The sequence below is a fragment of the Lactococcus taiwanensis genome (assembly GCF_017068355.1).
Lineage (GTDB): Bacteria > Bacillota > Bacilli > Lactobacillales > Streptococcaceae > Lactococcus > Lactococcus taiwanensis.
This window is the reverse complement of record NZ_CP070872.1, coordinates 144,165-167,453: the sequence shown is the minus strand read 5'-3', so window position 1 is coordinate 167,453 and position 23,289 is coordinate 144,165. Positions and strand designations below refer to the sequence as shown.

The 23,289-nt window shown below is 39.4% G+C and carries 22 protein-coding genes and 1 tRNA gene; 20 read left to right on the top strand and 3 right to left on the bottom strand.

The features are described 5' to 3' along the window. Nucleotides 1-69 precede the first annotated feature (69 nt). The 6 genes from JW886_RS00855 (at nt 70) to rpiA (ending at nt 8,094) form a co-directional block, all read left to right on the top strand. Nucleotides 70-4,380, top strand: a complete 4,311-nt coding sequence (locus JW886_RS00855; RefSeq protein ID WP_205872062.1) for a 2-hydroxyacyl-CoA dehydratase — start codon at nt 70-72, stop codon at nt 4,378-4,380. A 212-nt stretch (nt 4,381-4,592) separates the two neighbouring features. Continuing rightward, complete coding sequence (locus JW886_RS00850; RefSeq protein ID WP_075526014.1) at nt 4,593-4,796, top strand: hypothetical protein; 204 nt, start codon at nt 4,593-4,595, stop codon at nt 4,794-4,796. 57 nt (nt 4,797-4,853) lie between these two features. Then, nucleotides 4,854-5,291: a universal stress protein gene (locus tag JW886_RS00845; RefSeq protein WP_075526013.1), complete on the top strand. Its 438-nt coding sequence runs from the start codon at nt 4,854-4,856 to the stop codon at nt 5,289-5,291. Between the two features lie 55 nt (nt 5,292-5,346). Then, nucleotides 5,347-6,567 (top strand): MFS transporter, encoded by a 1,221-nt coding sequence (locus tag JW886_RS00840; RefSeq protein WP_075526012.1) that lies wholly within the window; start codon nt 5,347-5,349, stop codon nt 6,565-6,567. An 89-nt stretch (nt 6,568-6,656) separates the two neighbouring features. Continuing rightward, nucleotides 6,657-7,343 carry a Crp/Fnr family transcriptional regulator gene (locus JW886_RS00835; protein ID WP_082272344.1) on the top strand — a complete coding sequence of 229 codons (687 nt, stop codon included), beginning with the start codon at nt 6,657-6,659 and terminating at the stop codon, nt 7,341-7,343. A gap of 76 nt (nt 7,344-7,419) precedes the next feature. Then, entirely contained in the window at nt 7,420-8,094 is a 675-nt protein-coding gene (gene rpiA, locus JW886_RS00830) for a ribose-5-phosphate isomerase RpiA (RefSeq protein WP_205872061.1), read from the top strand. Nucleotides 8,095-8,142: 48 nt separating this feature from the next. Here the strand turns inward: rpiA and JW886_RS00825 are convergent, their stop codons facing one another. Further along, nucleotides 8,143-8,598 carry an NUDIX hydrolase gene (locus tag JW886_RS00825; RefSeq protein WP_075526010.1) on the bottom strand — a complete coding sequence of 152 codons (456 nt, stop codon included), beginning with the start codon at nt 8,596-8,598 and terminating at the stop codon, nt 8,143-8,145. 264 nt (nt 8,599-8,862) lie between these two features. Between JW886_RS00825 and mreC the strand changes: the two genes are divergently transcribed. The 9 genes from mreC (at nt 8,863) to JW886_RS00780 (ending at nt 18,448) form a co-directional block, all read left to right on the top strand. After that, entirely contained in the window at nt 8,863-9,723 is an 861-nt protein-coding gene (gene mreC / locus JW886_RS00820; protein WP_075526009.1) for a rod shape-determining protein MreC, read from the top strand. After that, nucleotides 9,723-10,250, top strand: a complete 528-nt coding sequence (gene mreD / locus JW886_RS00815) for a rod shape-determining protein MreD (protein ID WP_075526008.1) — start codon at nt 9,723-9,725, stop codon at nt 10,248-10,250. The genes mreC and mreD overlap by 1 nt, the downstream gene beginning before the upstream one ends. 103 nt (nt 10,251-10,353) lie before the next feature. Continuing rightward, nucleotides 10,354-11,778, top strand: coding sequence for a CHAP domain-containing protein (locus JW886_RS00810; RefSeq protein ID WP_205271894.1), 1,425 nt, complete (start codon nt 10,354-10,356; stop codon nt 11,776-11,778). A gap of 120 nt (nt 11,779-11,898) precedes the next feature. Further along, nucleotides 11,899-13,776 carry an asparagine synthase (glutamine-hydrolyzing) gene (gene asnB, locus JW886_RS00805; RefSeq protein ID WP_205271895.1) on the top strand — a complete coding sequence of 626 codons (1,878 nt, stop codon included), beginning with the start codon at nt 11,899-11,901 and terminating at the stop codon, nt 13,774-13,776. A gap of 11 nt (nt 13,777-13,787) precedes the next feature. Continuing rightward, a complete protein-coding gene (locus tag JW886_RS00800; RefSeq protein WP_205872060.1) occupies nt 13,788-15,014 on the top strand; it encodes a carboxylate--amine ligase in 1,227 nt (408 codons plus the stop codon). 44 nt (nt 15,015-15,058) lie between these two features. Next, on the top strand, nt 15,059-15,781 hold the full coding sequence (locus JW886_RS00795) for an amino acid racemase (protein WP_075526004.1): 723 nt from the start codon (nt 15,059-15,061) through the stop codon (nt 15,779-15,781). Further along, the gene (locus JW886_RS00790) at nt 15,771-16,523 is read left to right on the top strand and encodes a C39 family peptidase (RefSeq protein ID WP_075526003.1); all 753 of its coding nucleotides are present in this window, start codon (nt 15,771-15,773) and stop codon (nt 16,521-16,523) included. The genes JW886_RS00795 and JW886_RS00790 overlap by 11 nt, the downstream gene beginning before the upstream one ends. 110 nt (nt 16,524-16,633) lie before the next feature. Continuing rightward, a complete protein-coding gene (dnaJ, locus tag JW886_RS00785) occupies nt 16,634-17,770 on the top strand; it encodes a molecular chaperone DnaJ (protein ID WP_075526002.1) in 1,137 nt (378 codons plus the stop codon). A 150-nt stretch (nt 17,771-17,920) separates the two neighbouring features. After that, complete coding sequence (locus JW886_RS00780) at nt 17,921-18,448, top strand: YqeG family HAD IIIA-type phosphatase (RefSeq protein ID WP_075526001.1); 528 nt, start codon at nt 17,921-17,923, stop codon at nt 18,446-18,448. 191 nt (nt 18,449-18,639) lie between these two features. Here JW886_RS00780 and zwf read toward each other — a convergent pair whose 3' ends face one another. After that, complete coding sequence (zwf, locus tag JW886_RS00775) at nt 18,640-20,151, bottom strand: glucose-6-phosphate dehydrogenase (RefSeq protein WP_205872059.1); 1,512 nt, start codon at nt 20,149-20,151, stop codon at nt 18,640-18,642. A 126-nt stretch (nt 20,152-20,277) separates the two neighbouring features. Then, entirely contained in the window at nt 20,278-20,457 is a 180-nt protein-coding gene (locus JW886_RS00770) for a hypothetical protein (RefSeq protein WP_075525999.1), read from the bottom strand. Nucleotides 20,458-20,630: 173 nt separating this feature from the next. Here JW886_RS00770 and JW886_RS00765 point away from each other — a divergent pair, with 173 nt between their 5' ends. The 5 genes from JW886_RS00765 to JW886_RS00745 all read left to right on the top strand — a co-directional run bounded on the left by JW886_RS00765 (nt 20,631) and on the right by JW886_RS00745 (nt 23,244). Next, nucleotides 20,631-21,482, top strand: a complete 852-nt coding sequence (locus tag JW886_RS00765) for a sulfite exporter TauE/SafE family protein (protein WP_075525998.1) — start codon at nt 20,631-20,633, stop codon at nt 21,480-21,482. After that, nucleotides 21,482-21,859, top strand: a complete 378-nt coding sequence (locus JW886_RS00760; RefSeq protein WP_082272343.1) for a DUF1634 domain-containing protein — start codon at nt 21,482-21,484, stop codon at nt 21,857-21,859. Before JW886_RS00765 ends, JW886_RS00760 begins: the two co-directional genes overlap by 1 nt. A gap of 122 nt (nt 21,860-21,981) precedes the next feature. Next, a tRNA-Leu gene (locus tag JW886_RS00755) sits at nt 21,982-22,064 on the top strand. A 70-nt stretch (nt 22,065-22,134) separates the two neighbouring features. Beyond that, complete coding sequence (locus JW886_RS00750) at nt 22,135-22,341, top strand: hypothetical protein (RefSeq protein WP_075526027.1); 207 nt, start codon at nt 22,135-22,137, stop codon at nt 22,339-22,341. A 21-nt stretch (nt 22,342-22,362) separates the two neighbouring features. Further along, nucleotides 22,363-23,244, top strand: a complete 882-nt coding sequence (locus JW886_RS00745; protein WP_205271899.1) for an NAD(P)-dependent oxidoreductase — start codon at nt 22,363-22,365, stop codon at nt 23,242-23,244. Nucleotides 23,245-23,289 lie beyond the last annotated feature (45 nt).

Here is a 23,289-nt window from a genome sequence, read left to right as displayed (position 1 = left end):
ACTCAGTGATTCGCTCTTAAAATGATAAAAGAAACCGTGAAGAACAACCAAGTGATAAAGGAAAAAATAATGGAAAATAATTATAAAGCAGGCATAGATGTTGGGTCAACCACTGTAAAATTAGTCGTATTTGATCCCCAAGATCAACTTATTTTTAGCCGCTATGAACGTCATTTCTCTGATGTCAAAACGGCCACCATCAAAGTATTAAAAGATTTTATTGCGGAACATGGAGACCTTAGTTTGCGCTTAGCGATTACGGGATCTGGCGGTATGGGCTTAGCAGAAGTCATCGATGTTCCTTTTATTCAAGAAGTCATTGCGAGTGCCATGACAATTGAAAAGTTCATTCCAGAAACTGATGTGATGATTGAACTTGGTGGTGAAGATGCTAAAATGACCTTTTTTGATAATGGCACCCAAGAGTTACGGATGAATGGGACCTGCGCAGGCGGCACAGGTGCCTTTATTGATCAAATGGCAGCACTATTAAAAGTAGATGCCAACGGGGTCAATGAATTGGCCAAAAATTATGAAAAACTCTACCCGATCGCTTCACGTTGTGGGGTGTTTGCTAAAACAGATGTTCAACCTCTACTTAATGAGGGAGTACGACGTGAAGACATTGCGGCGAGTATTTTTCAAGCGGTTGTTAATCAAACGATTGCTGGACTTGCCTCAGGAAGAAAAATTAAAGGAAACGTTGCTTTTTTAGGGGGACCGCTTTATTTTATGAGCGAGTTACGCCAACGGTTTATTGAAACTTTGAATTTGCAGCCTGAACAAGTTATTTTCCCAGAAAATCCACAGCTTTTTGTAGCAATGGGCGCCTCTCTTTCTGAAGAAACGACGGAAAAAGACGTTTCAACGCTGATTAAGAGCTTAGAAGAAGATCATTCGGCAAGCTTAATTCCTCAGGATACAATGGATAAACTTTTTGAGAATGAAGCTGAGCTTGAAGAATTTCGTACACGCCATGCTAAAGCACAGGCTAACTATAAAGAACTCTCGAATCACCACGGTGCTGCATTCCTTGGTATTGATGCAGGGTCCACGACAACCAAAGTTGTGCTGATTGATGAGGAAGGAAATATTCTTTATGACCATTATGGTTCTAACAATGGAGAACCACTTGAATCTGTCATTAATATTTTAAAAGAGGTCTATGCGAAACTTCCAGCGGACGTCTATATTGCAAAATCAACAGTAACGGGTTATGGAGAACACCTGATTAAAGCAGGACTTCACGTTGATTATGGTGAAGTTGAAACAATGGCTCATTATAAGGCTGCTGATTATTTCAATCCAGGAGTAGATTTCATTCTTGATATTGGTGGACAAGATATGAAAGCTATGCGAATTCGTGATGGTGCTTTATCAAGTATTCAACTTAATGAAGCTTGTTCATCAGGTTGTGGTTCATTCATTGAAACTTTTGCTAACTCTCTCAAACACGATGTCCGAGATTTTGCCCAAAAAGCCCTTTTAGCTGAGCATCCAGTAAACCTGGGTTCTCGCTGTACTGTCTTTATGAACTCAAAAGTGAAACAAGTTCAAAAAGAAGGAGCAACTGTCGGAGATATTTCCGCAGGCCTTTCATACAGTGTCATTAAAAATGCCCTCTATAAAGTTATAAAAGTAAAACGTCCAGAAGAACTTGGTAAGAAAATTGTGGTTCAAGGGGGAACTTTTTATAACGAAGCCGTCCTTCGTGCTTTTGAAAAAATTTCTGAGCGTGAGGTTGTAAGACCTTCGATAGCTGGACTGATGGGTGCTTATGGCTGTGCACTGATTTCACTCGATCATTATGTGGCGAACGAAGAATCGACGCTACTCAAATTAGCAGATTTAGAGAACTTTGAAACGCATAAAGAGTTTATGGTTTGTGGACTCTGTGAAAACATGTGCAAGATGACCTTGACTGTCTTTAACGATGGCAGTAAATTTGTTACAGGGAACCGTTGTGAACGTGGTGCAGAAAAAGCAACTCAAGTTAAAATTGCAAAGAAAGATAAAAAAGTTAACTTAGTTGATTATAAGTACAAAAAACTCTTCAAGTACCATAGCCTCTCTCGCAAAAAACAAACACGTGGAGAAATTGGGATTCCACGGGTGCTTAACATGTACGAAAATTATCCCCTCTGGCATACTTTGCTGACCGATCTTGGTTTTCGGGTTGTGCTTTCACCTAAGTCAGATAAAGCACTTTTTGAAACTGGGATTGAAACCATTCCCTCAGATACAGTATGTTATCCAGCAAAAATGGCCCATGGACATATCCAAGCATTGATTAATAAAGGTGTGCCAAATATTTTCTATCCCTCAGTTTTATTTGAACAAAAAGAACAAAAAAATGCTCAAAATCATTTTAACTGTCCTATCGTCCAATCTTATCCTGAAGTGATCAAAAATAATATTGATGAAATTCGGGAAGGACAAGTGAATTATTTCCATCCCTTTATCAATCTTGCAGATCCTGCTGGGGTTGCGGTAAATATTCACAAAATGCTTCTAGAACAAGGAATCGTAGTAGCTCTTGAGGAAGTGCAAGAAGCTGTGACTCATGGCTTTGAAGAAATGGATAACTTTAAAGAAGATTTGCGTCTTAAAGCTGAAGATTTGCTCATGCAAATTAATTTAAATAATGAAAAGGCCATTGTTCTTGCTGGACGTCCTTATCATTTGGACCCAGAAATCAATCATGGAATTGCTGACATCATCACTCAAGAAGGTTTTCACGTTTTGACTGAGGATTCTATTAGTCATTTAGCCGAAGTTTCTGGTCTGCGTGTGGTCAATCAATGGGTTTACCATAGCCGCCTTTATGCAGCTGCAAATGTGGTTTGTAAAAATAAAAATCTCGAACTTGTTCAACTTAATTCCTTTGGTTGTGGCCTTGATGCTGTAACGACAGACCAAGTAGAAGAAATCATGCGCGGACACAATAAGCTCTATACCGTCTTGAAAATTGACGAAGGTTCAAACATGGGAGCTGTTCGGATTCGTTTACGTAGTCTGAAAGCAGCAGTTTCAGAGCGCGTGCGTCATAATATTGAAGCAACGACAGAGGTTCATGAGTTAGTACAAGAAACCCCAGCTTTCACAAAAGAAATGGCTAAAAAGCATACACTTTTGTTGCCGATGTTGTCACCAATTCACCAAGAAGGTTTACTCGATGTGGCTTTTGCTTCAGCAGGATATAATGTGGTTTCACTTCCTGAAAGTAATACCTCTGTCAATAACGGATTAAAGTATGTCAACAATGATTCTTGTTATCCAGCTATTATTACTATTGGTCAGTTGATTGAAGCCTTGCAATCGGGAGAATATGATGTCAATAACACTTCTGTGATGATGACGCAGACGGGTGGTGGGTGTCGTGCTACCAATTATATTCCGTTGCTTAGAAAAGCTTTAATTGATGCCGGTTTCCCGCAAGTACCCGTTGTTTCTTTGTCAATGGGTAACCAAGGAACAGAAAAAGGTTTTAAATTCACTGTACCGTTAATCACACGTTTCATGATTGCAGTCCTTTATGGAGATTTATTTGAGCGTGTTGTTTATCGGACGCGCCCTTACGAAGCTGTCAGCGGTTCGGTGAATGCTCTTCATGCTAAATGGTTGGAAAAAGCGAAGAAAAATGTTGAATCTGGTTCAATTTTTGAATTTAATCGCAACATGAAAAAAATTATTGCAGAGTTTGATGAGATTGAATTGCTAGAAATTAAGAAACCGCGCGTTGGGGTAGTGGGCGAAATCCTTGTTAAATACAGTAAAACTGCAAATAATGATATTGTTTCTATCATTGAAGAGGAAGGGGGAGAAGCTGTAGTTCTTGATTTGATTGGTTTTATGAACTATAGTTTGTACAATCAAATTTGGAAGTCGGATGAAATTGGTTTTAGCAAAACAAATAAATTAATGGCTAAAACTTTTATTGGCATCATTAATATGTTGGAAAAACCAATGAATAAGGCGCTCAAGGCTTCAAAACGTTTTGAAGCAATCGAGTCTATTTATGAAATCGCCACTTCAACTCAAGAGGTTATTTCCGTTGGAAACCATACCGGAGAAGGCTGGTTCCTTACAGGTGAAATGATTGAGTTGCTCCAAAAGGACATTAAGAATATCATCTGTCTCCAACCTTTTGGTTGCTTACCTAACCATATCGTGGGGAAAGGGATGATGAAAGAGCTCCGCCGTCAGTACCCAGGAGCCAATCTAGCACCAATTGATTATGATCCAGGGGTCTCTTCTGTAAATCAGCTCAATCGTATTCGTTTAATGATGGCAACGGCCAAAAAGGCTGTCAAAGCTCAAGAAAAGGAACTGACAGAAGCGTCAGCAGTAGCTTCAAACCTTAATTTAGTAAATCGTTAAAATTAAAATTACTGACCAAGCTGTCAGTAATTTTTTTAATGCATTTTTGTTAACAATTGTTATCAGAAATTGTTATCAAAGTATGTTATCAAAAATTGTTAGCGCACAAGGGCGCGGTTTTGTTTAAAATAAGTGGGTAAGTTGAAGCAATCAGTTAACAAAAATTAAACCGACTGGTTGTCCTCAAAAAATAGTAAGAAAGGAATTTCAAAATGAAATTCGAATTTAAAGGACTCTCTTCTTATGAAGAAAACTCAATGCCAAACTTTATGGGTGATGCAGAAATCCGTAGCGTCATTCAAGAGTTTATCAATATGGATGAAGCAATTGAATATGTTTCTAATCACCATGGTTTTGTTAAAACAGAAGATGGGAAGTTTGCTTTTGAAGTGAGAAATATTTCTGCTGTAGGTTAATTTGTCGCTTCTGGCTCTGCCAGCCCTATTTTAGCGAATTAGATAAGGACAAACATAATGGAAAAAAAATACACACGTATACTCGTCGGGATGGATGGTTCAGCTGAATCATTGAAAGCTTTCGATGAAGCCTTACGAATTGCTAAACGCAATGATGCGGCATTGATTCTTGCAAATGTAATTGAACAACGTTCTTTTTTAGCTGTCAATACTTATGACACGATTGCAGAAGAACGCCACGAAGCAGGTACAAAAATTTTGCTCGAACAATTTGCTCAAGAAGCTACTGACGCGGGTGTCAGTAAGGTTGAAACAGTCTTACAATATGGTTCTCCAAAGGTATTAATGTCAACGAAAATTCCAAAAGAGGAAAACGTTGATTTGATCGTTGTTGGAGCAACAGGGATTAGTTATATTGAACGGGTTGTCGTTGGTTCAGTTGCCTCTTATATTGTCAACCATGCCCCATGTAACACGCTTATTGTAAGAAAATAAGCAACTACTACTTAACAAACGATCTCAAGTCGTTATCATAGAAATGGAAAGAATCATGAAAAAAGAAAGTATCTTTACCCCTACTTTCATCATCAACACACTTATTAGTTTTTTATTTTATATCGTATTTTACGTTTTAACCTCTTCAATCGGGACGTATGCGCTAGAACAACTCCACCAATCAACCGTGATTAGCCTTTCGCTTTCTAGCGTCTTTGTTATTGGTGCCTTGATTGGGCGTGTATGGACAGGGATAAGTATTACCCGCATCGGAATGAAACGGTTGCTTTACATTGGCGGACTCATTTTTCTTATTTTAACTTTTGGCTATTATTTAACAACAAATATTCCGCTACTCTTTATTATTCGAATCATTCAAGGTGCAGGTTTTGGGATTGGAGCAACGGCTTCAGGAACAATTGCTGGACATGTTGTCCCTGCCGCACGGCGCGGGGAAGGAATTGGTTATTACGCTCTGTCAGTAACTCTCGCAGCTGCTGTTGGACCAGCATTATCTATCATGATTTATTCTGCTCTTGGATTTAATACACTTTTAGGTCTTGCTTTAGCTTTACTTGTTATTACCTTTATCTTAGTCTTTTTTGTTCATGTGCAAGAATTTACACCCGAAGAACGAGAAATTGCACTTGCAAATGAGCCTAAAGGGGTGGAACGCTACATCGAAAAATCAGCACTTCCTATCTCTATCATTGCTTTTCTCGCCGGATTTATTGACTCAGCCATTTTAACAGGAATGGGCTCATTCTCAACAGATCTTAAAATTCCACTTGCGGGTTCACTTTTCTTCACAATGTACGCAATCTTTATCTTTATCTCACGTCCCTTTACAGGCCGACTCTTCGATGCGAAAGGTGACAATTGGATTTTCAACCCTACTTTTGCTTTCTTTGCAGTAGCCATGCTCCTTGTCGGAATTGCTGGTTTCTTTAGCCCAGCTATCGGTTTTGTGATCTTACTTATTGCTGGTGGAGCTTTCGGACTTGGTTACGGAGGAGTTGCTCCGTTTGGTCAAGCCGTCGCGATTCGCGATTCTAGCAAAGAGCGGATTGGTGTGGCTACTTCAACTTTCTTTGGTTTCTTAGACCTTGGTGTTGGTGGCGGGCCAATTATTTTAGGAGCAATTATTCCAATGCTCGGTAAAGGGATGCTTGGTTTTCGTAATCTTTATCTTTATAGTGCTCCTGCTGTTGTGGTTGTCTGGATTATCTATTATCTTATTCACGGAAAAAATCAAAAAGTTAGTACTCGCTCTTGAGGTTGGTATATCTTGACATAGGATGATATAATAATAAAGCTAATCATCCTTTGGGAGAAGAGCAAATATCAAAAGTAATTTAGTGAGTGATGAATTTTAATAGAATGAAAGAAATGGCAAATCCAAATATTGATTATTTAATAAACATACTCGAAGAAAAAAGAGTGAGTGTTGTGACACGCAAAAAGCACAGCTACATTATGTACCAAGGTATAGAATCTGAGTATATTTATGTGCTTAAAGAAGGCGTCGCCAAAATTAGCAATATTTTGAGAGACGGACGCGAATTTAATATTTTATATGTCGCTGAGCCGGATTTTGTTTCTCTTCTTGAAGAAAACCAATCCGATGGCATTTCGGCATTATTCAATGTAAGAATTGAAACTGATGAAGCTAGCTTTTACAAAATCTCACGCAGTGATTTTTGGAGTTGGGTGAAAAACGATTTAAAACTTTTTCGGGTGGTAGATGATTTCTATAAACGTCGGTTAGCCCTTAATTTAGAAATCCTCCAAAAAATGACAATTAATGGTAAAAAAGGTGCAGTATGTGCCTGTCTTAACAGTTTGATTGAAGATTTTGGTATCCGTAAAAAAGAAGGCATTCTCATCGATTTTCCAGTAACGAATGAAGATATTGCAGGTTTTTGTGGAATTTCAACACGCAACAGTGTCAATCGTATCCTTCATGACTTAAAAGATGAAAAAGTAATTGGAGTCATTGATAATAAAATCATGATTTATAATGCCCAGTACCTCGAAGATTACATCAGTTAATTGTTTATATAATAAAAAGGCTACTTAAGGTAGCTTTTTTGTTATAATTAAACTAAAGTATTGGTGAGGTGTAAGAATGGAAAAGTTAAAGAAAGAAGTGGGAAAAAAAGCGGCTGAGTATGTAGAATCAGGAATGATTGTCGGATTAGGGACAGGTTCTACCGCAGCTTTTTTTGTAGAGGAACTTGGGCGACGCATTAAAGAAGAAGGCTTGAAAGTAATTGGTGTGACGACCTCACATGCTACAAGTGCTCAAGCGAAAGCCTTAGGAATCCCGCTTAAGTCTATCGACGAAGTGAGCCATGTGGACTTGACCGTAGATGGTGCAGATGAGATTGACCATCAACTTAACGGTATAAAAGGTGGCGGGGCGGCCCTTTTAATGGAGAAAATCGTAGCCACTTACTCAAAAGATTATATTTGGATAGTAGATGAAGGGAAGCTTTCTACCCACCTTGGAAGTTTCAAGGTACCTGTTGAAGTCATTCCTTATGGGTCTGAGCAGTTATTTCGCCAATTCAAAGAAGTAGGATATGCCCCCACTTGGCGCATGTCTACTAGCGGAGAAAAAGTGGTGACAGATATGCAGCACTACATTATTGATCTTCACATTGATAAGATTGAGGATCCCGCGACACTTGCTCATGAATTGGATTGTACAGTGGGTGTTGTAGAACATGGCTTATTTAATAACATGGTCAAAAAAGTCATTGTAGCAGGTACTGATGGCGTACGCATCATCGAGAAATGAAGTTAAAATTTACTGACAGAGCTGTCAGTAAATAAAACACGATCTCAATTAGATCGTGTTTTGTTGTTTGTTTAGCCATTCTTGTACACCCCAGCGATGCGAACCACGTTTGAGTTTTTGGAGTGCCTCTTGAGGTGAACACCAAAAAATAGTATTAAAATCTTCAAGTGGAGCTCCTTCTATCCGAAGCTCCTGTGTTTCGTATAGATAAGCTGGGTTATAAAAATATTTATTGCGATGCGAGCTATAAAAATATTCATCAGCTTGTCCGAGATAAGCTCCAATACGAGCAGTTGCTCCAAGCTCTTCTAAAAGCTCCCGCTTTAATGCAAGCTCATGATTTTCACCAGGTTCAATTTCTCCTCCTGGCAGTAGAAAAGCACCATTTGGAGCTTGGACAAGGCAAATATCAGAGCCGCTTTTTGTGACAATGGCATACACCCCATAGCGAGCTTGATAGCTCTTTCCTTCGACTTTTTCCCCAAAAACTGGAATTTCTTTCAATTCTAAAACCTCCCCAAAACTTAACGTAAAATTATTGATAGAAATAGCAAAACCGCTTACAAAAAATTCTTATCACTATTCTATCAAATTTCTGCCAAATTTGATAAAATAAGGTACGAGTAACAACAACTGAACTTAATTCTTCAAAATTTGAATAATAAGGAAAGTTTGCTTTTGCATTGAGCAAAAGGCTACGAGAATTTTGTAGCTTTCAGAGCAACCGTGAAAAATCTGGAGCAGGATTACTGAAGGGAACCCAGAACATTGAAAAAATTTAACTTAAGTAAGCTGATCATTATTACTTTAATTATTATTATTGCAGCTATGTCAGCTATCGTCATTTCAGCTAAGAATTTTAAGTCAAATCGCGAACCTTCTGCGATGACACAAGTCATTAATGATGGCACAAGCTTTGTTGACCGAGTGCTTGCTGCCCCAATTCGTTTTGTCCAAGATAAAACCAATCAACTTACAGATTTGATGCAAACTTACAAACAAAATGAAAGTTTGAAGACGCAAGTAGCAAAATCAAAAGATGATGCAAGCAAGCTTAATGGCTTAGAGTCAGAAAATACGGAATTAAAAAAAGCCCTTAAACTACAAGAAACATTGACCGACTATCAGACAGTTGCAGCAAATGTTATCACCCGCAACCCCACCTCTTGGAATGATACACTAGTCATTGACAGCGGTAGTAAAGACGGCCTAAAAACGGGGATGATCGTTATGGCCAATGGAGGTGTTATTGGACGGGTTACACAAGTCAACAAAGAAAGCTCTAAAGTAGCATTGCTTAGCTCATCCAAAGGGATTGAAAATAAAATCCCAATCCGTCTAGGCAACGGGGAAGAGAGCTCTTATGGGCTCTTAACCGGCTATGATAGCCAGCAAAATGCTTATATCATTACACAGTTAACGACTCAAGATAAGTTTGATAAAGACACTCAGGTTTATACCAGTGGTTTGGGTGGAGGAGATAGTCCTCGGGACCTCTTAGTTGGTACGGTAATTGGTGAAAAAGATGATAAGCAAGGGTTAAATCGTCAAATTTATGTTAAACCGGCAAGTAACCTTTATGATATTCGTTTCGTCTTCGTGGTTGAACGCATGATTGGGGGCAACTAATGAGTCGCTTCACTTTCCAATTTTTTTCACCTCTCCTGCTTTTCTTCATTCTGATACTAGATGGACAAATCACACATGTCCTAACAATGTTAAGTGGTGGAGTTTGGACTCCCGTAAGTCATTTATTCTTACTTTTTCTACTCTATAGCGTACTACAACACCGACCAAGCTATATCATCATTCTAGCCGCTTTGTTAGGTGCTATTTATGATAGTTACTATTTAGGAATTTATGGTATCGCCACCCTTTTGTTTCCGCTCATAGCTCTTTTTGTCTATAACATACAAACGACTATTTTTACCAATCGGTGGACACGTCTTTTTACCTTGATTATCATTATCACCGCATTTGAGGTGTGCAGTGCTTTAATAACTGCTGGCTTCGGTTTATCAGAGTTGAACTTTAGCAACTTTGTTGTATACCAGCTTGCACCAACGCTTTTCCTCAATATTATCTTTGCTGCGGCCTTGCAATTTCCTTTGGAACTCTTTTATAGATTAAGAAAAGGTCACAAAAGATACAGATAGAAACTATCTTGTAACAAAAAAGAAATAATCCTATAAGCTAAGAATAGTATAATATGTTTATTCAACCGAACTTCTATTGGGAGGAAAATTAAAAAGAAAAGTTATGAAAAAAAAGTTAATCTCGGCTATTTTAATGTCTACAGTGGTTCTTTCTGCTGCAGCGCCTTTATCAGGGGTCTATGCTGATACAAATTCAGATATCGCAAAACAAGATGCTACTATCGCAAGCGCTCAATCAGCAAAAGCTCAAGCTCAATCACAAGTTGATGCTTTGCAGTCCAAAGTTGATAAATTAAAGAGTGAGCAATCTGCTACAAAAGAAAAACTTGCTCAGATTAAAGCTCAAGCTGAATCATTGAACAAACAAATTGAAGCTTTAAACAAAAGCATCAGTGAACGGACAAGCGCATTGGAAGCCCAAGCACGTAGTGCCCAAGTGAATAATTCAGCAACGAATTACTTGGATGCCGTTGTAAACTCAAAATCATTGACGGACGCTATCCAAAAAGTAACAGCTATTTCTACTGTATCTAGTGCCAATAAACAAATGTTGGAACAACAAAAGAAAGAGCAACAAGAAGTGAAGCAAAAATCTGATGATGTTAAGAAAAACTACAATCAGTTTGAAAAACTTTCTCAAGATTTAGATTCTCAAGCTAAAGAAATCACTTCACAACAAGCTGAACTTAAAGTTGCCACTTTGAATTACCAAGCAACTATCACAACTGCTCAAGATAAAAAATCTGATTTGTTGGCTCAAAAAGCTGCAGCAGAAGCTGCCGCTAAGAAAGCTGCTGAAAAACAAGCTGCTTATGAAGCGCAACAAAAGAAAGCAGCAGAAGCTCAAGCCGCAGCTACGGCAGCTACTAATAAGGCAGTCGCTGAAGCAAAAGCAACTTCAACATCAGCTAATATTCCTGCTTCAAGCAGCGTAAGTGCAGCTTCATCAAGCTCAAATAGTTCATCAACTTCAACTGCTTCATCAAGCTCAAGTACTGCAAGCACTTCATCAAGTTCAAGTACTGCTAACTCAAGCACACCATCTAGTTCATCAAGCTCAAACAGTTCATCAAGTTCAAGTTCTTCGAACTCAAGCACATCGAACTCTGGCTCATCAAATACAGGTTCTAGTAATAATTCCTCAAACAGTGGAAGCTCAGGTATCAATAGTACCCCTATAGCTAATCCATATGCAGGTGGTGGATGTACAGACTACGTATGGCAACACTTCGCTGCCCAAGGTATTTATATCCGTAACATCATGCCAGGTAATGGAGGACAATGGGCATCCAATGGACCTGCCCAAGGCGTCCTTCACGTCGTTAGTGCAGCCCCTGGTGTAATTGCTTCAGGCTTCTCAACAGACTTTGTTGGCTACGCTGGTTCACCTTATGGCCACGTGGCGATTGTAACAGCAGTTAATTCTGATGGTACAATTGATGTTGTTGAAGGTGGTTCAGGATTTGGTTGGGGACACACACGTTCACACGTGAGCGCAGCAGGTGTTACCTTCTTGATGCCAAATTAGTCTAAAATTTTTAAAGATAAGAAAAGTGATTTGATAGGGGGGATGATTTTCCTTCTGTCAAATCATTTTTTATTATTATGGTATAATAAAAGGGAAAATTTTATAAGGGGATAGAGATCAATGTGTGGAATTGTTGGCTTTATTGATCATATGGATCAAGGAAATAAAGCAAAAACTTTGGAAGAAATGATGAATACGATTGTCCACCGAGGACCTAGTAGTTCTGGTGAATTTATTGATGAAGGCGCGGCGATAGGTTTCCGACGCCTAAGTATTATTGACCTAGAGGGTGGGGACCAACCCATCTTTAATGAAGATAAAACTAAATTAATAACCTTTAATGGTGAAATTTATAATTTCCGCGAGTTGCGTGAAGATCTCTTAGCTAAAGGACACGATTTTTCAACGCATGCAGATACGGAAGTGCTTTTGCACGGTTACGAAGAATATGGCGTAGAGTTACTTCAAAAATTGCGTGGGATGTTTGCTTTTGTCATTTGGGATAGAGAAAAACAAGAATTATTTGGTGCCCGTGATCATTTTGGTATCAAACCACTTTATTATGCCCAAATGAATGGTACTTTTATGTACGGTTCTGAAATAAAGAGCTTCTTGAAACATCCTAATTTCAAAAAAGAATTGAACAAGGAAGCGCTCAAGCCTTATATGACCTTCCAATATTCAGCGCTTGATGAAACCTTTTTTAAAGGTGTTTACCGGATTAAAGAGGGGCATTACTTCACCTATAAAGAGGGGGTTTTGGATATTCAACCGTATTGGGACATGAAGGTAGATGAAAAAAATATTAGTTTAGATGAATCTATTGATTTGATTGATAAGACTGTTCTAGATTCTGTTGAAGCGCATAAATTTGCTGATGTCGAAGTCGGGGCATTTGTGTCCAGCGGGGTAGATTCAAGTTATGTAGCTTCTACATTACGTCCTGAACATACTTACTCGATTGGTTTTGGGCAAGGGACTTTTAATGAATCTAAACAAGCTAAACAGTTGACCGACATGATTGGTTTGAACAATACTTCTCGTGAAATTCATGGAGATGAAGCTTTTAAACATTTCCCTCAAATCCAATATTATTTGGATGAACCGGATTCAAATCCTTCTTGCGTACCGTTGTTCTTCTTGGCAGAGCTTGCAGCCCGTGACGTACGTGTTGTCATGTCCGGTGAGGGGGCTGATGAACTTTTTGCTGGTTATGAGGCTTATGGCTTCAATACAAACTCGAAAGCTGTACGCGTTGTGGCACAAGGCTTGAAAAAACTACCAAAATCGATGCGCTTTTCGATCGCTCGTGGCATCAAGAACAAACACTTTAAAGGACAAACACATCTTTATCGTTCACTTGCGCCAGCAGAAGACTTTTTTATCGGTCAAGCCAAAGTATTTGATGAATCAGAATCCGTTGAACTTCTAAAAGATGATTTTAAAGCTGCGCCTTCAGTGAAAGAAATTGTTGGCAAAACCTACAAAAAGGCACCTGAAGGTTCTGAATTACGCAAGATGCAGTATTTGGATATGCATCAATGGATGCCTGGTGATATCCTGCTTAAAGCAGACAAAATGGCTATGGCTCACTCCCTTGAGTTGCGTGTTCCGTTATTGGATATTGAGTTGATGCATACGGCAGAGCAAATTCCTTCAAAATATCTTTTGAATGAAAACAATACTAAATATGCCTTTCGTCAAGCTGCGCGTCGTCATCTACCAGAAGAGTGGTCAAATCGTAAAAAACTCGGGTTCCCTGTACCAATTAAAGATTGGTTAAGAGAAGAAAAATACTATAAAGTGGTCCGTCAACTTTTTGAACAAGAATTTGTAGCAGAGTTTTTTGATCAAGAACAACTCTTAAAGATGCTGGATGATAATTTTGCTGGTAAAAATGATGCGCGTCGTAAACTTTGGACGGTTTATTCATTCTTAACTTGGTATGATGTTTACTTTATTCATAATGGTGAAAAACCTGCAGTGGTTAATTTTTAGAGGAGTTTATTGTGTCGAATGCTATTGAGTTTCAACCGATTCTTTTAGGATCGGATATTAATGTTTATGGGATGGCGCGCTCGTTCCATGAGGCTTTTGGGATAACCTCTATTGCGCTAAGTGCGTCTGAACTAGCACCCACTAAATATTCGAAAATTGTAGAGGTCAGAAGTCACCCCAACTTTGATCATGAGGAAACGTTCCTTGAAGTCCTCAGAAATTTTGCTGAGCAACATCAATCAGATCAAAAAAAATATCTATTGGTGGCTTGTGGGGATGGTTATGCTTTATTAGCTTCTAAACATCGGCAAGAACTGTCTAAGTTTTTCGAAGTTCCTTATATTGACTATTCGCTCTATCAACAATTAGAAAATAAACCTGATTTTTATAACATTTGTGAGCAATATGGTTTACCTTATCCCAAAACGGTCCTCGTTACGCCAGAGTCCGATATTGATGAATTGGTCGATGCTTTGACTTTCCCTTATCCAATGATTCTAAAACCAGGAAATTCTATCTCCTATTTAGAAGTTCATTTTGAAGGGCAAAAGAAAGCCTTCACCATCAAGGATAGTGAAGAGATGAAGCTTATGCTTCATCGTTGTTACGAAGCAGGTTACCCTGATGAAATGATCATTCAGGATTTCATACCTGGTGGTGACGAAAATATGCGTGTTCTCAATGCTTATGTCGATAAGAATCATAAAGTTCGAATGATGTGTTTAGGACACCCTTTATTGGAGGACCCAAGTCCTAAGGCTATTGGTAACTATGTTGGAATATTACCAGATTATAATGAAGCAGTTTATCAACAAATTCAAGTTTTTTTGGAAAAGATAGGTTATACTGGTTTTGCCAATTTTGATATGAAATATGACCCTCGAGACGGGTCTTACCGTCTCTTTGAAATTAATTTGCGTCAAGGACGGAGTTCGTTTTACGTGACCTTAAATGGCTATAATTTAGCACAATATCTAGTGGAAGATCGTGTTTTTGATCAACCTTTTACCAAGACTGTTTACGGAAAGGGTTCTAAGTTGTGGTTGGGGGTACCGAAAAAAGTCTTGCTCCAATATGTTAATCCAACTTTTAAAGATGAAATCCAAAATTATATCCAATCAGGAAATTATGGGACGACCTTGTTCTATTCAAAAGATAAATCGCCAAAACGTTATCTTTTGATGAAATATGCTTTTCATCGGTATATTGGGGCCTTTAAAACTTACTTCCGAAAATAATGTTTAACATAAAAGAATAACACTAAGAAGGACAGGGGGAGACAATGGAAAACTTCTTTACAATCTTGGGTGGAATGGGAACTCTAGCGACAGAGAGTTTTATTCATACACTGAACCAACGGACCGAAGCCCATCGCGATCAGGATTATTTGAATTATATTGTTGTCAATCATGCTACGATTCCTGACCGGACAGCTTATATTAAAGATTCCTCTTTAGAAAATCCAGAATTGAAACTGATTGATGATATCAAATTGCAAAGTCGTTTAGCTCCAAAGTTTTTTGTCATTCCTTGTAATACGGCTCACTATTATTTTTCGGAGCTTGAAAAGGCAACCGAAATTCCTATTCTCCATATGCCAAGGATAGCTGTCGAAGCTATAGCAACTCATTATCCTGAGGCGAAAAGAGTAGCTGTGCTGGCTACTGAAGGGACAATTCTGACAGGGGTTTACCGTGAAGAGTTAAAAGCACATGGTTATGAGGCAGTTAGTCCAAGTGATGTACTCCAAGAAAAAGTTAATCGATTGATTTACCAAGAAGTTAAAGAGAATAAAAATCTCAATTTTGAGCTCTATCATGAAATTTTATCTGATGTTGCTTCTGAGATGGATTGTGAAGTAACGATTTTAGGTTGTACGGAACTCTCTGTACTTTATGACGCTTATGATTTGACTAAAGAGTTCAATATCATTGATGCACAGGCCGAAACAATACATCGAACTTTAGTGATGATGGGAAAAAAAGATTTAGAAGATGATAAATAAAAAGAAAAGACGTCTGAAAAAGAAAAATCTCCTTTTTGCCCTTTTTGTTATTTCTGTTCTGTGCTTCTTAGTCTGGGCGGTTGTTCACCATTTTCAAAAAGATGAGACTTCCGTTACACCCGCTTCTAAAATAACTTCAAAGTCAGATAGCAAAGGTCGAGAAGATTATGTATTGATGGATACTGGGGATGTCAATCAAATAAAAATCGGAGCCTATCAAGGTTGTGAGACTGTTTCGCTTTATAATGCTTTAGTTTATTTGGGTCAAACACATGGGAAATCAGCCGAGGACTTGATTGATGAGTTAACTCTAGTAGGTTGGGGGGGAGACCCTAACAGTGGTTATGCTGGAAATCCGTGGACTCCCGATAACGAGATTCCAGATGGTGGTTTTCCTACGATTTGGCCTACAGCTTTAATGGCTTTTGCACAGCAAAATGGTGTATCGGTTATCGATTTATCGGGAAAAAGTATGGATGAGATTAAGGCAGCAGTGCTGAAAGAACATCTCGTCGAAATGTGGGTTACGATTGATTTTGCCACACCAAATATTACTTATACTAACTACTATGGCCATCGGGTAGTGACAAATACACATGCTGTACTCTTAGATGGCTATGATGCTAGTAAAGGTGAATTCCATGTGAATGATCCGATTAAAGGGAAATATTGGCTGTCTGAAGCTACAGTAGCTTCTATCTATACAGGGACAAATCAATTTGCTATAGAGTTTTTGAAGTGAAATTAGCACTCTAGTAAAAAGAGTGCTAATTTTTTTGCCAAAAGTCAAAAAACATGGTAAAATAGTGCTATTGAAAAATGGATCAAGGAAAGGAAGTGTATCGTTTAGAGATGAATAATACTGAATATTATGAACGTCTAGGGGTAGATAAAAATGCTAGTCAAGACGAAATAAAAAAAGCATATCGCAAAATGTCAAAAAAATATCACCCTGATTTAAATAAAGAACCAGGTGCTGAGGAAAAATACAAAGAAGTTCAAGAGGCTTACGAAACATTATCAGATGAGCAAAAACGTGCCGCTTATGACCAATATGGTGAAGCTGGAGCCAACGGCGGCTTCGGCGGTGGCGGATTTGGCGGCTCAGGTGGATTTTCTGGCTTCGGAAGTTCAGGCGGATTTGGTGGATTTGAAGATATTTTCTCTAGCTTCTTTGGCGGCGGGGGTGGACAAGTTAATCCTAACGCCCCACGTCAAGGTGATGATTTGCAATATCGGATTAACTTAAAATTCGAAGAGGCGATCTTTGGTGTGGAAAAGCAAGTTAAGTATAACCGTGAAGAGCTTTGCCACACCTGTGGTGGTTCAGGAGCTAAAGCAGGTACTCATCCCGAAACTTGTCATAAGTGTGGCGGGCGTGGACAAATCAATGTGGTACGTGATACACCCTTAGGTCGGATGCAAACTCAAACGACTTGTGATGTCTGTCATGGTACAGGTAAAGAGATTAAAGAAAAATGTACCACTTGTCATGGTTCTGGACACGAAAAAGTAGCACACACTGTTAAAGTAACTGTGCCAGCTGGTGTCGAAACGGGTCAAAAGATGCGTTTACAAGGACAAGGTGATGCCGGTGTAAACGGGGGTCCTTATGGTGATTTGTATGTGGTTTTCCAAGTAGAAGCCTCAGATAAATTTGAGCGTGATGGCTCAGAAATCTACTACAAGATGCCAATGAACTTTGTTCAAGCAGCTTTAGGTGATGAAGTTGAAGTTCCTACTGTGCACGGAAATGTGAAGTTGAAGATTCCTGCAGGGACTCAAACGGGTGCTAATTTCCGCTTGAAAGGGAAAGGTGCTCCTAAATTGCGCGGTTCTGGAAATGGTGATCAGTATGTTATTATTGATATCGTCACACCCAAAAATCTCAACAATGCTCAAAAAGAAGCCTTACAAGCTTTTGCTAAAGCGAGTGGGATTGAAGTTTCAGGCTCAGGGAAAAAAGGTTTCTTTGATAAATTTAAATAACAAAAAGGCCTCAAAAAGGTCTTTTTTGTATATTGAAAAAGTGGTTAGTAGGTTTTTGAATGTAGTCAAGTGAGAAGTTACTGACAGGGCTGTCAGTAACTTCTGGGGAATAATAAAGGTTTTTTGGTGAGTTTTTGGTATAATAAGGGCATGAAAATTGATAATTATAAGCCTGACTTTTTAGTGGAAGCTGTTTACCAATTGGAACCGGAGCGCTTAAAAGAGCTAGGAATCCGAGTGGTCCTCGTTGATTTAGATAACACATTGATTGCTTGGGATAATCCCGACGGAACGCCAGAACTTTTGGTCTGGCTTTCAGAAATGCGTGTAAACGGTATTCGTGTTATTGTAGTTTCTAATAATAAGCGAACTCGTGTGGCGCGAGCTGTTGAAAAATTTGGCGTGGATTATATTTGGAGAGCGCTCAAGCCTTTTTCTTGGGGAATAAAAAAAGCTTTGAAGCGTTCAGGCGAAAAGCCAGAGCATGTCGTCATGGTTGGAGACCAATTGATGACCGATATTCGAGCCGCTCACCGCGCGGGGATAAGGAGTATTTTGGTACGCCCCTTAGTCGAATCGGATGCTTGGAGCACTAAAGTAAATCGTTGGCGGGAACGTCGAATGTGGAAGAAATTGATCGAGCGTTATGGACAACCTGAGTGGAAAACTAGCCTTTAGAAAAATCGAAAGTTTTTTATTGTGGAAAATAAAATCCACAGGTATATTCTCATAATAGAGGTAATTAGTAAGGATAAAGTGGAAAGTTTTCCACAGAATTGTGAAGTCTTTCCACAAAGTTGTGGAAAACTGTGTAAAACTTTGTGGAGAAATAAAAAAACCTGCCTTTTGGCGGGTTTTAAAATTATTTTTTATTTTTCGTAATAACCGCGTTCTCGATACCAGAGATCAGGTTGCCAAGCCCATTCTCTTCCGTCTTTAGCAAGAAGCTCAAAAGCATTGGCTGGTCCCATTGTGCGAGCTGGGTAAGTTGGAATCTCACTCGTTTGATTATCCCATGCTTGTCGAATGACGTCAATTAATTCCCACGCACGAGCCGCTTCTTCCCAATGTGAGAAGTTCGTGCCATCTCCGTTGAGAACATCTAAGAAGAGTTTTTCGTAGGCTTCGGGTGAATTGCCGAGAAATTCGCTGTCATGTCTGAAATTCAAGCGGAAAGGTTCAAGATGGAACCCTTGTCCTGCAGCTTTACCATTCACTGAAAGGGAGAAGCCTTCTGTGGGCTGGATGTAAATAGTCAAGATATTTGGGCTTTGCTCATCATCGCAGTTACCTGCAAAAAGATTGTCGGGATCTTTCTTAAAGACAATGTTAATCCGCGTTCCTTTTTCAGTCATCCGCTTACCTGAGCGGACATAGAAAGGTACGCCAGCCCAGCGTTCATTGTCAATTACAAACTTCCCAGCAGCAAAGGTTTCGGTCTGACTATCGGATGCGACGGAATCTTCTTGGCGGTAGCCACGATAGGTTTCTCCATCGAAATAACCAGCGCTATATTGTCCGCGAACGAAGTTTTCTAAGGCTTCCTCTGCTGTATACTGGCGCATGGCCTTGAGGGCTTTGACCTTTTCTTCAACAATATGTGATTCATCAAATTTTGCAGGACGTTCCATGGCGATGAGGCTGAGGACTTGTAAGACGTGGTTTTGGATCATATCTTTCAAAGCCCCTGAGGTTTCATAATAGCCTCCGCGGTCTTCGACTCCGATAAATTCAGCGAAAGTGATTTGAACATTATCAATATGTTCATTGTTCCAGACAGATTCAAAAATTGGATTGGCAAAACGAACAGCAGAGACCGCTTGAATCATTTCTTTTCCTAGATAGTGATCGATACGGAAAATTTGTTCTTCTGTAAAGACTTTAGAGAGACTGTCGTTGAGCGCTTTTGCAGTATCATAACTTGTTCCAAAAGGTTTTTCAATGACAATCCGTTCAAAACCTTCTCCAGTTAATATATGTTCAGATTTAAGATGTTCAGCGATGGTTCCAAAAAATTGAGGAGCCATGGCCAAGAAAAAGACTTGATTGCCCGCTGTTTTGTAGGTGTGACGTAATTTTTCACCGAGCTCTTTTAAGTTAACATAATGAGAACTATCACCGACATCATGGCTTTGGTAGTAGAAATGAGCGGCAAAGGCTTCAGCCTCAGTTTTTGAACGCATGAGGTCTTTGATCGAATCTAAAACTACACCGCGATAGTACTCGTCCGTCCAAGGGCGTCTTGCCGTACCAATTACGGCAAAGTTATCGGCAAGTTCTCCTTTTTTAAAGAGACGAAAAAGTGAAGGGTAGAGCTTGCGTTTTGCAAGATCACCAGTAGCACCAAAAATAGTGAAAAGAGCTTGTTTTTGTTCAGTCATAACGATTTCCTGTTTCTATATTCCTTATGAAATTAGGGGTTTATTAAAGCAAACTGTAAGAACATCGGTCACTTACAGAAAGGGGGGGATTGCAAAAGGTCACTGACAGGCTGGTCAGTAAACTTTTTAGCCATTGGCATTACTTTCATTGACGTAATCCCGCGCATATTGTTCAATATCTGCCTGAAGTTGAGCTTTCATTTCTTGAAATTCAGACTCACTGTAGTCTCGCTCAGCAATTTTAGCATTGTAATATGGAAGCGCGAGCTCTTGGCGCAGGCGCTGCTCTAATTCTTTTCTGTTCATTTCAACCTCCCAAAGGGGTTTCACACTGCTTTGTGAAACACTAATCTTATTTAAAATTATATCATAAAACAAGGGTGAAAAATGAGCAAAAGATTTTGACTTACTGATGGAGCTGTCAGTTGAAGTGCAGCTTTGAGAAGTTTTTGATAAAATAGAGAAAGATTGGAGAAAATATGTCTTTATTAGCTTTTACACTCTGCATGTTGCTTTTAGGCTTCGTGGCAGGAGTTTTTGGCTCTATTTTAGGGTTAGGCGGTGGAATCATTATCACACCGATTATTACAACTTTTTTTGGAGTTGATATAAAATATGCAATTGGTGCAAGTATCGTAGCAGTCATTGCAACAAGTTCGGGGGCGGCCATTTCTTATCTGAAAGATGATATGATCAATGTGCGCGCCGCCATGTTCTTAGAAATTTTTACCACTATTGGTGGGCTTGTGGGAGCCATCTTAGCAGGCTTCTTTGATGCAACCATCTTGAATATCCTCTTTGGCTGTCTTTTAGTCTTTCAAGGTTATAATATGTGGAAGAAATTGCATAAAGGTGAAGAAGTCCTTCAAAATGCGCAAGCAGATAAAGTGGCTGAAAAATTGAAATTAAATTCCAGCTATTATGATAAACAGCTTGGTAAGGAAGTGCCTTATCAAGTAGAAAAAGTTCCAGCAGGTGCTGGTGTTATGCTAGGCGCTGGGGTGGCTTCTGGTTTACTAGGAATCGGTTCGGGTGTATTTAAGGTCATGGCGATGGATTCCATGATGAAAATGCCTCTAAAAGCTTCCACGGCAACGTCAAATTTGATGATTGGGGTAACAGCTGCAGCTTCTGCGACGGTTTATTTCTTTAATGGTTATGTGGATCCTACTTTAGCAGGTCCACTCGCCATTGGTATCGTCGGGGGAGCCGCATTAGGTTCTAAAATTATGCCGAAATTACCTGCGAAAACGATTCGTATCATCTTTATTCCTGTCATTTTAATTATGGCGTTACAAATGTTGCTTAAAGGATTGGGGGTAACTTTCTGATGAAAAATGAAGAAATGACTAAAGAAGAACTCTTGAAAATTGAGCGCAACATCGGTAAAATACTGCGGGCGGGTGTATTTGTGAGCTCTGCGGTAATTATTGTTGGAATTCTCATGTTTGTATTGACGGGGCATTCCGGGTATGCAACGGGCGAGTGGCCTGTGCGCTTTGACGCTATCTTATCTGGCTTGGTCGGTTTTAAAGCTTTGGCGTGGTTAATGACGGGTTTATTTTTATTGATTTTAACTCCAGTTTTGCGTGTCGTGGCCTCCATCTTTTCTTTTGCAAGAGAAGGGGATAAACTGTATGTAGCAATCACGACCTTAGTTCTGGTTATTTTATTAGTTGCCATGATTATTGGTCACGGTGGAGCCTAAATAAAAAAGAAACACCTCTTTGGATGGGGTGTTTCTTTTTTATTTTTAGGGCTTTTGCCTTAAGGCATAGGCCAATCTCAAGCTTGCATTTTTATAATGAAACTGTTATCATATAAAATATTGGGGAAGTGGTGGAATGGCAGACACGCATGCTTCAGGTGCATGTGCTCGAAAGAGCGTGAGGGTTCAAATCCCTTCTTCCCCATCAAAAACACAAAGGGACGGTTGGCTGGGTGCCAACTGTTTTTTGTATAAATAAGAAGGGATATAAAAGTTTGCAAAGACTAACGAAAGAAGCATTGCAAGCCCTCATTGATGAGCAGCCACTGCGTTCCTTATCGAGTATAGGAGCCATGACTGGTCAGTCCCGTGGGGCGATTGAAAAATTATTAAAAACGTATCAGCTTGAGGATTACCGCAATCGAAAAATTAAACGTTTGCGGGGACCTAAGGCAAGAAAACGACGTGATATTCAAAATTAAGCGAGGAAAGAAGGAACAGATATGGCAAAAATCGCATTTATAGGTACAGGCGTGATGGGAGCTGCAATGGCAGGGCATCTGATGGATGCTGGTCATGACTTAATTGTCTATAACCGAACAAAATCGAAAACAGATGACTTAGTAGCACGTGGAGCGAGCTATGCACAAAGTCCAAAATTGGCAGCTGAAAAAGCTGATTTCGTAATTACAATTGTAGGATATCCGAAGGATGTACGAGAAGTTTACTTTGGGACGGAGGGCATTTTTCAAAATGAGCTTTCGGGTAAGGTGCTGATTGATATGACTACGACTGAACCTACTTTGGCTAAAGAGATTTACACAGAAGCTGCTAAAAAAGAGGCAAGTGCGCTTGATGCGCCTGTTTCTGGTGGGGATTTAGGAGCTAAAAAAGCTACTTTAACCATTATGGTGGGTGGAGATGAGACTACTTATGATAAGGCTTATCCGCTGTTTGAAGCAATGGGGAAAACCATTACGCTCCAAGGTCCCGCGGGGAGTGGTCAGCACACTAAAATGGCTAATCAAATTTGTATTGCAGGAACAATGACGGGGATGACAGAGCTACTTGTCTATGCTCAAAAAGCAGGACTAGACTTGGAAAAAGTATTAACAACAGTCGGTGGCGGTTCTGGTGCCACATGGTCACTTGCCAATTATGCACCGCGCATTTTACGCGAAGATTACAGTGCAGGATTTTTTGTTAAACATTTCATCAAAGATTTAGGAATTGCCCTTGCTGAAGCGCAAAAGATGGGGCTGGAACTTCCAGCCACTGCTCAAGCTAAGAAGCTTTACGATCAGCTCGCTGACAAAGGCTTTGAAAATGATGGAACGCAAGCTTTGATTAAACTGTGGTGGGATCAAGGACATCTTCCAAAATAAGCAAAAAAGTTACTGACAGCTCTATCAGTAACTTTTTCATTTAAA